Annotated in this window: 15 protein-coding genes; 13 read left to right on the forward strand and 2 right to left on the reverse strand. The window is 43.3% G+C overall.

Annotated features, from left to right (window positions below):
* Positions 1-12 precede the first annotated feature (12 nt).
* From AC4OGX_RS05430 to AC4OGX_RS05475, 10 genes are all read left to right on the forward strand, one after another.
* Complete coding sequence (locus AC4OGX_RS05430) at positions 13-1,272, forward strand: TadA family conjugal transfer-associated ATPase (protein WP_493328979.1); 1,260 nt, start codon at positions 13-15, stop codon at positions 1,270-1,272.
* A complete protein-coding gene (locus AC4OGX_RS05435; RefSeq protein WP_493328959.1) occupies positions 1,172-1,912 on the forward strand; it encodes a type II secretion system F family protein in 741 nt (246 codons plus the stop codon). Before AC4OGX_RS05430 ends, AC4OGX_RS05435 begins: the two co-directional genes overlap by 101 nt.
* Positions 1,913-1,965: 53 nt before the next feature.
* A complete protein-coding gene (locus tag AC4OGX_RS05440) occupies positions 1,966-3,204 on the forward strand; it encodes a secretion protein F (protein WP_493328960.1) in 1,239 nt (412 codons plus the stop codon).
* A gap of 76 nt (positions 3,205-3,280) precedes the next feature.
* Positions 3,281-3,445, forward strand: a complete 165-nt coding sequence (locus AC4OGX_RS05445; protein ID WP_493328980.1) for a Flp1 family type IVb pilin — start codon at positions 3,281-3,283, stop codon at positions 3,443-3,445.
* An 85-nt stretch (positions 3,446-3,530) separates the two neighbouring features.
* Positions 3,531-4,820, forward strand: coding sequence for a DUF5702 domain-containing protein (locus AC4OGX_RS05450; RefSeq protein WP_493328962.1), 1,290 nt, complete (start codon positions 3,531-3,533; stop codon positions 4,818-4,820).
* Between the two features lie 112 nt (positions 4,821-4,932).
* Complete coding sequence (locus tag AC4OGX_RS05455; protein ID WP_493328964.1) at positions 4,933-5,730, forward strand: TadE family protein; 798 nt, start codon at positions 4,933-4,935, stop codon at positions 5,728-5,730.
* The gene (locus AC4OGX_RS05460; RefSeq protein ID WP_493328965.1) at positions 5,718-6,149 is read left to right on the forward strand and encodes a prepilin peptidase; all 432 of its coding nucleotides are present in this window, start codon (positions 5,718-5,720) and stop codon (positions 6,147-6,149) included. Before AC4OGX_RS05455 ends, AC4OGX_RS05460 begins: the two co-directional genes overlap by 13 nt.
* Positions 6,150-6,623 (forward strand): TadE family protein, encoded by a 474-nt coding sequence (locus AC4OGX_RS05465; protein ID WP_493328966.1) that lies wholly within the window; start codon positions 6,150-6,152, stop codon positions 6,621-6,623.
* A 3-nt stretch (positions 6,624-6,626) separates the two neighbouring features.
* Entirely contained in the window at positions 6,627-7,412 is a 786-nt protein-coding gene (locus AC4OGX_RS05470; protein WP_493328967.1) for a DUF6382 domain-containing protein, read from the forward strand.
* A gap of 33 nt (positions 7,413-7,445) precedes the next feature.
* Positions 7,446-8,021: a rhomboid family intramembrane serine protease gene (locus AC4OGX_RS05475; RefSeq protein WP_493328968.1), complete on the forward strand. Its 576-nt coding sequence runs from the start codon at positions 7,446-7,448 to the stop codon at positions 8,019-8,021.
* A gap of 39 nt (positions 8,022-8,060) precedes the next feature.
* Here the strand turns inward: AC4OGX_RS05475 and AC4OGX_RS05480 are convergent, their stop codons facing one another.
* Positions 8,061-8,792, reverse strand: a complete 732-nt coding sequence (locus AC4OGX_RS05480; RefSeq protein WP_493328970.1) for a sensor histidine kinase — start codon at positions 8,790-8,792, stop codon at positions 8,061-8,063.
* 267 nt (positions 8,793-9,059) lie between these two features.
* Here AC4OGX_RS05480 and AC4OGX_RS05485 point away from each other — a divergent pair, with 267 nt between their 5' ends.
* Together AC4OGX_RS05485 and AC4OGX_RS05490 are read left to right on the forward strand one after the other, a co-directional pair.
* Complete coding sequence (locus tag AC4OGX_RS05485) at positions 9,060-9,467, forward strand: HIT family protein (RefSeq protein ID WP_493328971.1); 408 nt, start codon at positions 9,060-9,062, stop codon at positions 9,465-9,467.
* Positions 9,468-9,480: 13 nt separating this feature from the next.
* A complete protein-coding gene (locus AC4OGX_RS05490; protein WP_493328973.1) occupies positions 9,481-10,026 on the forward strand; it encodes an RNA polymerase sigma factor in 546 nt (181 codons plus the stop codon).
* 52 nt (positions 10,027-10,078) lie between these two features.
* On the opposite strand, the gene murG is transcribed toward AC4OGX_RS05490, so the two are convergent.
* On the reverse strand, positions 10,079-11,146 hold the full coding sequence (gene murG / locus AC4OGX_RS05495; RefSeq protein ID WP_493328974.1) for an undecaprenyldiphospho-muramoylpentapeptide beta-N-acetylglucosaminyltransferase: 1,068 nt from the start codon (positions 11,144-11,146) through the stop codon (positions 10,079-10,081).
* A 151-nt stretch (positions 11,147-11,297) separates the two neighbouring features.
* Between murG and AC4OGX_RS05500 the strand changes: the two genes are divergently transcribed.
* Positions 11,298-12,161: hypothetical protein (locus tag AC4OGX_RS05500; RefSeq protein ID WP_493328975.1), on the forward strand; the 864-nt coding region annotated here is incomplete at its 3' end.

Genomic DNA, 12,161 nt, shown 5'->3' on the forward strand with positions numbered 1-12,161 from the left:
AGGATCGAGCAGATGTATGACAGAGTCCTTAAGAAGATGGATATGGGACATGAAATGACAGATGAGGAATTACTGGATCTGATCCATATTGCCCTCAATGAAGCTGGCGAAGAAAAGTATATGCCTCTGCAGGAGAAGATCCATATGAGCAGGGAGCTGTTTAATGCATTTCGGAAGCTGGATATCCTGCAGGATCTTGTCGAGGATGAAGAGATCACGGAGATCATGATCAATGGAACGGATAGCATTTTTCTGGAAAAAAACGGACAGCTGTTTCAATCAGATAAGAGGTTTGTGTCAGGCAGCAAGCTGGAGGATGTGATCCAGCAGATCGTAGCGGGGACGAACCGCTATGTCAATGAGGCATCCCCTATCGTGGATGCAAGGCTGGAGGATGGTTCCCGTGTGAATGTGGTATTAAAGCCGGTGGCATTGAACGGCCCCATTATGACGATCCGTAAGTTTCCGAAGGAAAAGGTAACTATGGAACAGCTGATCATGTGGGGGAGTATCAGCCGTGAGGCCGTAGACTTTTTAAAGATGCTGGTATGTGCGAAATATAATATTTTTGTCAGCGGAGGGACAGGCTCCGGTAAGACGACTTTTTTAAATGCATTGTCGGATTATATTCCAAAGGATGAGAGGCTGATCACTATTGAGGACAATGCAGAGCTGCAGATCAAAGGCGTCCCTAATCTTGTGAGGCTGGAGGCGAGGAATGCTAATCTGGAAGGAGAAGGGGCAGTCAGTATACGGGATCTGATCAAGTCTGCACTTAGGATGAGGCCGGACCGGATTCTTGTAGGAGAGGTCCGGGGGGATGAGACTGTGGATATGATCTCATCAGCAATGTTAAATGGACACAGCGGTTCGATGTCAACAGGGCATGCCAATAATCCGGTGGACATGCTTCATCGATTGGAAACTATGATGATGATGGGAATCGATATGCCTCTCACGGCAATACAAAGACAGGTTGCCTCGGCCATCGATATCATCATTCATTTAGGGCGGCTGAGGGATAAGAGCAGAAAAGTCCTGGAGATCGCGGAGGTTCTGGGGTATGAGAACGGAGTGATCAAAATACAGAGTTTATATGAATTTCAGGAGGAGGGAATGGAAGATGGGAAGATTAAAGGACGCCTTATGAAGGGGAAAGAACTTACTCATTGTGAAAAGCTGCTGGCAGCAGGATATCAGGCCCCGGGAGTATCTGCTGGCGCTGGCCAGGGGAATACTGCTGATGGGAGCAGCGGGCTTCCTGTTTTATGACTCCTGGCTGTCGGTGTTTCTTATTATTCCGGGAGTGTGCCTGTATCTGGTTCAATGGCAGAAGGAACAGTGCCATAAAAAGGAACTGGAGTTCCGGGAACAATTCAGAACCGGGATACAGGCCATGGCCTCTGCAATGAATGTCGGCTATTCTGTGGAGAATGCAGTCCGTGAAGCTGCCAGGGATATGAAGCCGCTTTTTTGCAAAGAGTGCAGAATACAGAAGGAGTTTAACAGGATGATTCATCAGCTGGATATGAACCGGACGGCAGAGCAGGTACTAAGTGAGTTTGCAGGGAGAGTCGATCAGGAGGATGTGGATAGTTTTGTGACTGTTTTTATCACTGCGAAACGGACCGGCGGAGACAGTATTACGATCATTAGGAATGCAGTACGTGATATTGGTGAAAAAATAGAGGTGGAAAAGGAGATTCAGACATTCTTGGCAGCGAAAAAGCTGGAATTTAAAGTAATGTGTGTCATTCCCTTTGGGATAATCCTGTATATGCGTCTGGCATTTCCTGAGTTTATGGGTGTTTTGTATGGCAACCTGCTGGGAGTGGTACTGATGAGCGTATGTCTGGGGATCTACGCGGCAGCTTACAAGATAGGCAGGGACTTAGTGGATATTGAGGTTTAGGATAGTCGTGGTCCTGCCGGACTTTGAATCGAAAGGAGTGAAGGGGAAACGGTATGAGATTCAATAAGTGGGATTCGGTATATGGAAGAATGGGAATGGTGTTTTTGTCGGCAAGTGTTGTTTCACTGCTTGTATTTCTCGCTGATAACAACCGGACGCCGGATCAGAATAAGGCGGGGAAAAGTGTGCTGGAACGGGGAGAATACGGCTCAGGAAAGCAGAATATCGATCTGGAGGTTTCTATTGATGGTGAAAAGGAGCCATTGACCGTAACCGTTTCGGAGCAGCAGTTTAGCAGGGAAGAACTCCCACAGGTATTTGAACAGGCGGCAGACCAGCTGGCGACCTTGATCCTGGGTGAGAATACCAGTTTGGATGAAGTCAGGCATGACCTAAGACTGATCGAGGAAATCCCTGACACTGGGATTTCGGTTTCCTGGGAGCTGGGGGACTATTCGGTTATGAACGTAATGGGGGAACTTCAGGAGGACAAGCTGAAAGAGGAGGGGTCTCTGGTGGAGCTGAGGGCGGCACTTTCCAGTGGGGAAGAAGAGGCAGTACATACATTTTATGCAAAAGTATTTCCGCCTAAGCTGAGTAAAAAGGAGCGGATGGTCCAGCAGCTGGCAAGACAGGTCCAGAAAAATGAGGAGGAAAGTAAAGAGAAGAAATATCTGGTACTCCCGGATAGTCTGGATGGTAAGCAAGTTAAGTGGAAATATGCCAAGGATGGGCGTTCAGGAGGACTTTTTGTGTTGGGGGCCGCGGCGGCAGGAGCCGTGTTTGCACTGGATAAGCAGAAAAAGAAGCAGCTAAGGGACCTGCGTAACAGGCAGCTTACAGCTGATTATCCGCAATTAATCAGCCAGTTTACCCTGTTCCTTGGAGCTGGAATGACTGTTAGAAAGGCATGGTTTAAGATTGCCCGGGATTATGAAGGACAGAAGGAGAAAAAGGGGGAACGGGCAGCTTATGAAGAGATGGTCTATGCAATGCATGAAATCCAGGGAGGTATCTCAGAAGGAGAGTGTTATGAAAGATTTGGAGGAAGATGCGGGCTTACCTCTTACCGAAAATTCGGAGCAATGCTGTCCCAGAATCTGCGGAAAGGTACAAAAGGATTGACGGACCTGCTGAAAAAGGAGACTGTGGATGCTTTTGAGGATAGAAAAAACCAGGCAAGAAAACTGGGGGAGGAGGCCGGTACAAAGCTGTTAGGCCCTATGTTCATGATGCTGGCAGTGGTGTTAGTAATTATTGTTGTCCCTGCGTTTTTTACAATCCAGATATAAATGAGATAAGAGAAGAAGGAGAAGGAATATGAAAGAAAAGATAAAAAATTTGAAATATAAGGTGAAACAAAAAATAATGCATGTGAAATATGTTTTGGAAGATAATGCGGGGTTATCGGTGGTAGAGATGATCCTCATATTAGTCGTGATCATAGCCCTCATTCTGATTTTTAAGAATCAGCTGATCAGCCTTGTAAACTCTATTTTTGACAAGATTACGAGTGAAAGTGCGGGGATTTAAATTGAAACGGGGGGAAATAACAGCATTTCTGAGTTTGATCTTTGTGCTCCTTATTTCATTCATCACCGCGATGTTGGAAAGTACTATGCTGCAGGTGTCAAAAAACCAAAAAAGATTGGATGCAGACCGTGCATTATTTTCGATATTCGGAGAATATCAGAAACAGCTTTTGGAAGAATATGAGATTCTGGCAATAGATGGAAGCTATGGTACAAAGACCTGTAAAGAGGAAAATCTGCTTAACAGGATGCGGTATTTCGGGACGGTAGGTATGGAGCATGATGTGGAGGGAATCCAGTATGTGACAGACCTTAATGGGAGTGCCTTTCGGGAGCAGGTATTGGATTACATGGAACAAACTTATGGTATCTCTATTGTCCGGGATCTGGCGGGAATGACCGGGGTATGGGAAGAACAAGAGCTTAAGGGGGAAGAGATAAAACGTCAGGATGCAGAGTGGAACCAGGAGCTTGAGGATGTTTTGGAGGAGGGGGAAAGTATGCTGCCGGCAGAAGAGAATCCTCTTCCCAATGTAGCAGATCTGAAACAGTCCAATATCCTGAACTTAGTCCTGCCTGAGGGGTACCAGGTTTCTAATAAGCAGATCGTACCGGGGGAACAGCCGGGAGGCAGACAGCTAAGAAGCGGAAGAGGCAGTTTTTATACCCGTCAGGGGATGGATGGGTTGGAGGAACGTCTGTTATTCCATGAGTATCTGCTAAAAAAGTTTAGTAATGCAGTAGAGGCAAAAGGAGAAAATCGAAGCTTATCTTATGAGATCGAGTATATGATCGGTGAAAAGGCGTCGGATATGGAAAATTTAGAGTCAGCGGTGAAAAAACTGCTTGGTGTGCGGTTTGGAATTAATTATCTGTACCTCCAGACGGATACGGCAAAGCAGGCAGAGGCAGAGACATTGGCTCTCACTTTGTCAACACTGGCAGCACTTCCGGCGGTCGCGGAAATCGTAAAACAGGTACTGATCGCTGCATGGGCGTTCGGTGAAAGTATTGTAGACCTGAGAGCCCTCATGTCAGGGAAAAAGACGGCGCTCATCAAGAACAGTGAGAATTGGCAGTTATCCTTGTCCTCTCTTATGACCCTTGGAACGGGGGAGGATGTACAGGATGGAATGGATGTGGAAGGCGGACTTACTTATACTGATTATCTGAGAATTCTTCTGTTTTTGAAGGATGAAAACACATTGACAATGAAGGCGCTGGACCGGATCGAACAAAACCTGAAGCTGGAAAAGGGGAATCCCGACTTTCGTATTGATTCCTGTGTTGTAAAATTAAGACTTCAGAATAAGGCGGTCATACGGGAGGGGCTGACTTATGAATTTCCGGCATACTTTGGATATGAAACGATATAGAATGCGATTTGAACCCAGTATAGATGCCCTTTCTTCTATAACTTCCGGGCTCCCTACCGGAAGAGTGATAGATCCCATATAAAAAATCTACGAAAGGAAAATTATGACTGCGATGAAACATACAAGTTTTACCCTAACCAACTCGAACAAGGAAAGGGCATCTATATTGGGTTCAAAAGCAAGTGTAACAGTGGAGGCGGCATTGACGATCCCCATATTTCTATTTGCAGTGCTGAGTCTGGTCTATCTGTTAGAGATCCAGTCCATACGGATGAGTATCCGTTCGGCGGTTCAAAGTGCGGCTAAGACTGCGGCACAAGACGTAGTAATGCTGCCTGCTGTGAATATTATAAAGCTGAAAAGTGATATTGTAAATAATATCGGATCAGAAAGAGTGGAAAGGAGTATATTGGCGGGAGGAAGCTCCGGCATTCACTGTGGCAAGACCTACATGTCTATTCTGACAGGAGAAATCCATGTTACTGTGGAATATACCGTTAAGCTTCCATTCCCTAAGTTTACAAGGTTAACAGCGAAGTTCAAAGAAACCATGAAAGTGAAGGGCTGGAACGGGTATTCAAAACGGGAAGGTGATTCACAGGAGGAGCAGATCGTTTATATTACAGACAATGGTTTCGTTTATCATGAAGATTACCAGTGTACCTATTTACAGCTGTCTATACGTTTTGTGCCGGCATCAAACCTGTCAGGGATTCGGAATGAAGATGGAGGAAGATATCACAAATGTGACAAGTGCGTACATGGAAATACAATGGCAGGAGTATATGTAACGAATACGGGAGGAAAGTATCATAACTCTCTGAACTGCAGCGGACTTAAGAGAACGGTCTATGCAGTTAAGAAGTCAGAAGTAAGTATGTTAGGAGGATGCAGCAGATGTTCGAAATAAGTCAATTAGGGTGCGGTGTTTATTTATGTATGCTTTCTGTCATAGATATCCGGGTACGGCGGCTGCCGGTATGGATTCTGGCTGCCGGTGGAATTGCTGCGGGAATATTATGTGTTTATCAGGATAAGATCCCTATTGTCCTGGCGCTGGCGGGAGCGGCCGTAGGGCTTGTGTTTAGCGGAGTCAGCAAAGTGACAGAGGAGGGATTTGGATATGGCGACAGTATCCTGATTTTAATCCTGGGGATTTATCTGGGATTTTGGAATCTTCTGGGGGTTCTGGTACTGGCATTTCTGCTGTCAGCTGTTTTTGCCATATTTGCCTTGTGTGTTCACAGATTTAACCGGAGTACAGGATATCCATTCGTACCTTTTTTATGCATCTCTTATGCTATATGGGTATGTCTTGGAGGATTTTAAATGAATCATTATACGAAAGACCGGGCAAAAAGAATTTTGTGGAGTAAAAAAGATAGGTATACAGAGGTCAGAGGCAGTATCACAATTGAAATGGCGTATATACTGCCGGTTGTCCTTATGATCTTTCTGCTTGTGGTCTATACAGTTTTTTATTATCACGATAAAAATATCCTGAACGGCGCAGCGGCGGAAACGGCAGTTGTAGGAGCGCAGATGGCAAGACAAAAAGGAAAAGAGGATGTAGATCTGCAGAGTTTCTTTAGGGAAAGGGTAAACGGGAAACTGGTATTACTAAGGCTTTCAGGGGTTGAGACCAATCAGGATAAGAAATCTATCGAGGTATCTGTCCACGCAGGAAAAGGCTGGATGCGTGTTTCAGTCTTCCAGAAAGCTGTGATCCCAAAGCCGGAAGACAAGATCAGGAAAAAGAGACAGTTAGAATCTATAGGGGGCGCAGCGGGAGGAAAGGAGTAGAAGATGAAAATGAAAACAGGATATGAAAAAGAACTAAACAAGGTCTGTCTGCATATAGATCTGCCCCAGGGATATGAGGAAGATTACCAGATCCATATGCTCACAGAGAATGATATTCCAGGCCTGCTGGATATTACAGGGTGCGGGATAGACCAGAAAAGCAGGTATAGTTATATGGTGACAGGGATGATCTCAATGAAAACAATGTTTGAGACAGCACCTATAAAGCGGGACGATATGATTCTTTTTGTAAACCGTCTGATGGAGGTGGTCAAGTCTCTCAGACGTTATATGCTCAGCCCGGACAGTCTGCTGCTTTATCCGGAGTTTATGTTCTTTGGAAACGGTACATGGCATTTTTGTTATCTCCCGGCGCGGAAAAAGCCGCTTTGTGAAGCTTTTCATGTTATAACAGAATACTTCGTGAAAAAGCTCGACTATGAAGAAACAGAAGGGATCCTTCTGGCCTATGAGATTCATAAGGCCACACTGCAGGAAAATTATGATCTGGAGAAGATCATGAATGAATACCGGGAGCATGAAGAAAAAAGAAGAGGTGGAGAGGTGACGGAAATGATGGAAGAAAAGGGAGGGATCTCTGATGACCACCTTTTCTCACTGGAAGAGGAGGAATATGTGCAGACTCCTGATGTGGAAACGATTCGGGAGATAGGCGGGCATTGGAAGCCATGGAAAAAAGCCACTGATAAACTGAAAAAAAGCCGCTGGGGAAATTGGCGGGATCTGATATTAGAAACCGATGGACAGCAGGATGATCAACCTTTATAATATGTATCATACGATATGTAAAGGAGTATTCCATTGGAAGATAATAAAAAAGCGGTTTGTACAACAGCATTGATCGTGGTAAATGTAGCGGTGTTTTTCATCCTTTCTTTTATCGGGATGACGGAAGACAGCATGTTTATGCTGGAGCATGGGGCCATGTACCAGCCATATATTGTGGAGGGACATGAATATTATAGAATTTTTACCAGTCTGTTTCTGCATTTCGGAATCAGCCATCTGCTCAATAATATGGTGATGTTAGGAGCATTAGGATGGAATCTGGAAATGGAGACAGGTAAAGTGAGATTCCTGATCATTTATTTCATATCAGGACTGGGTGGGAATCTTTTGTCTTTATATATGAATGCAAAAGCAGATGAGCTGGTTGTTTCAGCCGGTGCTTCCGGTGCAATTTTTGGGCTTATGGGTGCAATGGTATGTGTTGTGCTTAAAAATCATGGCAGGGCAGGCCGGATCACAAACAGGGGAATCCTGTTTATGGTTGCCCTGAGCCTGTACTTTGGAATTACAAGCTCAGGGGTAGATAATGCAGCGCACATAGGCGGACTCGTCTGCGGATTTATAACGGCGGCTTTGATATACCGTTAGATCACTGAGATGGTCTGGTTTTACGGAGATATTCTGCTGCTAGATCGGAAGCTTTATTGTAAACGTAGAGCCTTCATCCACTTTGGATTCAACAGAGATAGATCCGCCGTGTGATTCAATGATCTTTTTTGAAAGCGACAGGCCAAGTCCTGTCCCGCCTTCTTTGTATGTTTTAAACGGTTCGAAGATATAATCGATAATCTCGTCGGAAATGCCGCACCCTGTATCCACACATTGGATCGTCAGTGTATCATGATTACGGCTTGCTGTTAAACGGATATTGCCCTCATCTGTAACGGCTTCCCTTGCATTTTTCAGAAGATTGAGGAACACTTCCTCTAATTTCATTTTGTCACCTGTGAAGTCGCCCAGGCCGGAGGGAATTTCAGAAGTAAATTCGATATCCGAATCTTCGGAGTCTAAAGAAATTGCAAAAGAGACGGCAATGTTTTTTAGAAGCCGTTCAATGGAAAATACAGAATAATGAAGTGTATCGCCATTGTTAAAGGTTGACAGTTCGTTTAAAAGCTGACACACAAACTCAATATCCTCGGTAGTCTGTTTCCAATGCGGAAAATCTTTGACTTCGGGATGTTGTATTTCCATGACTTGAAGCGAAGATGAAATGAGTGTAAGCGGATTGCGTACTTCATGTGCAATCGTTGATACCGTCTCATGGTGGTTGTCGAGCAGCTGGGTGATGATTTGTTTTGCGTCATAATTTTCCTCCATAAGCGCATTCATCTTATTGATGTCAATATTATGTAGCATTATCTTAAGTCCCTCCTTTAATGGTATAGCTTATTTGCCCATTGGGTACAATTTTATACCGTAATTTATTACGGATTTGCCTGTCAGGGCATGTGTCAGGGTATCCCATTTGGTATACCTTAATTGTAGTCTAGCACGATGGATACTGGTGTTCAACAAAATCTGGCAGACAAGTTTCGACAGCATTCCGTCGAGAAATACCCCTTCTCATTTGGTAAAAAATAGGATATACTACTAATAAATAATTAAAAGAAATGAGGAAATGCTATGAAAGACGATAACTGCATTTTTTGTAAGTTGGCATCCGGTGAGATCCCATCATCAACGCTTTATGAGGATAATGACTTCCGTGTGATATTGGATCTGAGCCCGGCATCAAAAGGACATGCACTGATCATTCCAAAAGAGCATTACCGGAATCTGTATGATCTGGATGAGACTCTGGCAGCTAAAGCAATGGTATTGGCCAAGAAGATGGTATTAAAGCTTAAAGATGTGCTTGGGTGTGATGGATATAATATTGTACAGAACAATGAAGAGGCAGCAGGGCAGACTGTCTTTCATTTTCATATGCATCTGATCCCGAGATACAAGGGCGATGGTGTAGGACTGGGCTGGAAGATGGGCGAACTTTCAGAAGCTGATAAAGAAGAAATATTGGGAAAATTAAATTAAAGCCGGAGAAGAAATGTTGACTGAAAATCGTGAATTTGATGAGATTTATGGAAAATATAAAAATCTTGTCTTGAAGGCGGCATATACTTATTCAGGTAATCGTGATGTAGCAGAGGATATTACTCAAAATACTTTTCTCCAACTCTATATATTTTATGATGATATGAATCACAGCAATATTAAATCATGGCTGTTTACTACTGCTAAGAATTATGCTTTAAACTACAAGAAGAAAATAAAACATGAGGTACTTGATAATGGGGTTACTGATGATTCCGTAATTCAGGACATGGTTGAGAGTGCAGAAGATGAAGTGATGAAAGAACTTTTGGAACTGGACCGTACAGATCTTCATGAACGTATATTTGAAGCATTGATGATGAGAAACCGTAGATGGTATGAGGCGATAACACTGTCATATTATTTAGAGATCCCACAGACTAAGGTTGCTGAACAAATGGGAGTAAGTGTTGAAGTGCTGCATAGTTTGTTACATAGAGCCAAGGACTGGATAAAGAAAACATTTGGTGTTGAGTATGACGAATTGAACCGGTTATAAAAAACAGGTGTCTTTTCGACACCTGTTTCTTAAATTCATGACAAACCGGAATTTATTTCGTACGGATTTCTTCTATCAGCCCAACAATAGTATCAATAGAATCCTGTTGCCTGGAATCGCGCATAGCGTCCATATATTTACCGCGGTTCTCATAAAGCTTTTGTACTGCCTCAAGGAGAGACTCCTTTGTGAGTTCTTCTTCTTCCAATACCATACTAAAGCCCTGACGTTCAAAGGAACGGGCATTTAAAATCTGGTCTCCGCGACTGGCATTTGCAGAAAGGGGGATCAGAAGATTAGGTTTTCTCAATGCAAGTAGTTCACAGATCGCATTTGCACCAGCCCTTGAGATTACAATATCAGCGAGAGCGAATATATCCCGAAGTTCATTCTTGATATATTCGAACTGAGCGTAACCTTTCATGCTGTTCAGAGAATCATCGACTTTACCTTTGCCGCATAGATGAACGATTTGGAAATGCTCCAGAAGTTCAGGCAGGGCAAGGCGGACAGCATTATTAACAGCCACAGAGCCAAGACTTCCTCCAATAACAAGGATAACTGGCTTATCAGCAGAAAAACCACACATGTCCATAGCAGCAATCTTGTTGCCGGACAGCAGTTCCTGCCGGATGGGTGATCCTGTCAGGACAGCCTTCTCTGACGGAAGAGACTCCAGGGTCTCTGGGAAATTACAGCAGACCTTACTAGCAGAAGGAATGGCAATTTTATTAGCCAGTCCCGGTGTCATGTCTGATTCATGGATTATTGTAGGAACTTTACAACGTTTACCAGCCAGGACAACCGGTACAGATACGAAACCACCTTTTGAAAAAATAACATCAGGCTTTAATTCTTTAATTATTGAGTGAGCCTCACCAAAACCTTTGATCACACGGAAAGGGTCTGTAAAATTCTGTACACTGAAATAGCGGCGCAGTTTGCCGGAAGAAATGCCATGGTAAGGGATTCCGAAAGGTTCGATCAATTCCTTTTCAATCCCATTATAAGATCCTATGTATTGGATATCATAGCCTAATTCCCTCAGACGGGGGATCAGGGCAATATTGGGGGTGACATGCCCGGCTGTACCACCGCCGGTGAGTATAATTCGTTTCATAAATATAAAACCTCCAAACTTGAAATATACGATTGTTGATAAAGTGTTAAGTCATAGTTGCATATAACCGAAAAAACACATATAATTTCATATTAAACTTATTTAATAAAAAGTCAAGAAAAAGTAGTAGCCAAAAATAAGGGGAACAAGCATGGAACAAAACAAGAGACTATCATTGAAGGAAGAGATGGAAAATGAGGCCAGAAGGATAGAAGAAGAGATTGCGAGGAATCCCGACCTTAAAGATATCGAAGTGTCGGATGAGATGGAGGCATCCCTTCTGGCTAAGATCCACAGTTATGAAAAGAAAAATGCAAAGGTGCATGAAAAGAGGAATATTACAGCTGATGGCGCGGCAGAAGAACTCTCAGAGGAACTTGTGCCGGATTTTTCTGTACATACAAATGATGGCAATGTAGTTCGCCTTTCAGAGGAAGATTTGGAAGCACTGCGCCTCGGAAGAGAGTTATTAAAAAAGAAAAATACAGAAGAGAAGGAACTTTTTGAGGTGAATCCAAAGTATCATGCTCACCTTAACAGAGACAAAAGCGGAAAGGTGGGAAAAACGGATAAAGGCAGAATATTTCGTATGCCTCGGAAGAAAAAGCTTGTTATTGCATTGGCAGCAGTGTTAGTTCTAGTGCTTGGGACGGGTATGACTAGCGTGGGGAGTAAGTCATATTTGAAAGTTTTGTGGGAGAGAATTCATGGTGGAGAACCTATGGAAGTAACAAATGTAAAAGATATGGATATAAAAGAATCAGAGGATGGAGATGAGGTGACAGCATATAGAGAAATAAGAGAAAAGCTAGGAATATTACCAGTACACATGGGATATATTCCAGAAAATATGAATTTTGATAAGTGTACTATAGATGTAAAACAAGGGAGAGCTCTTATATTTTATATTTTTGATGGAGAAGTAATACGGTATACAGTATATCAGAATGATTCGGACTCTTCATCAGGACAAAAGAAAGAAGATGAATTAGAAAATAAATTTATAGTAAAAAAT

It is taken from the genome of Faecalicatena sp., assembly GCF_058819085.1.